Here is a 605-nt window from a genome sequence, read left to right as displayed (position 1 = left end):
TTCAGCCCCTCTCGTCGCCACAGTCTTTCGACCCGCTTGTCGTTGACATACCAGCCAGCATCTCTCAGCAAGGCTGCTATCCGACGATACCCATATCGGCCATATTGGCGGGTCAACTCGATCATATCAGTCACCAACAGGTCTTCATCAGCACGACCAACTGGCACTCTACGCTGCGTGGATCGGTGTTGCCTCAGAACGCGGCAAGCGCGGCGCTCCGAGACATTCAGCTCAGCACGAACACGATCAATGCAAGCACGGCGGCGAGCGGGGCTTAGAAGTTTCCCTTTGCTGCCTCCGCCAAGATCAACTTGTCCAGCGTCAGATCGGATACGGCTCTTCTTAGCCGCTCGTTCTCTTTCTGCAGGCGCTTCAGTTCCTTCAATTGGTCCGTGCCCATTCCACCGTATTTCTTCTTCCAGCGGTAGAACGTTTGTTCAGTCACACCAATCTGACGGATCGCATCCAGACGCGGCATCCCTTGCCCCGTCAGAACCTCAACCTGCCGTAACTTCGTGACAATCTCTTCCGGCTTTGGTCGCTTGTTGGCCATGTGTCTCCTCCGTTTTCCTAAACATAGCGGAGGACCAATTCAGTGGGGGAGG

At 55.5% G+C, this 605-nt stretch carries 1 pseudogene; it reads right to left on the bottom strand.

The features are described 5' to 3' along the window. A pseudogene (locus Q1A91_RS23645) lies at positions 1-553 on the bottom strand (IS3 family transposase); the annotation flags it as partial. Positions 554-605 lie beyond the last annotated feature (52 nt).

Source organism: uncultured Sulfitobacter sp., from assembly GCF_947500075.1.
Taxonomy (GTDB): Bacteria; Pseudomonadota; Alphaproteobacteria; order Rhodobacterales; family Rhodobacteraceae; genus Sulfitobacter.
Note: the sequence above shows the minus strand (reverse complement) of the source record. Positions and strands in the feature narration are given on the sequence as shown.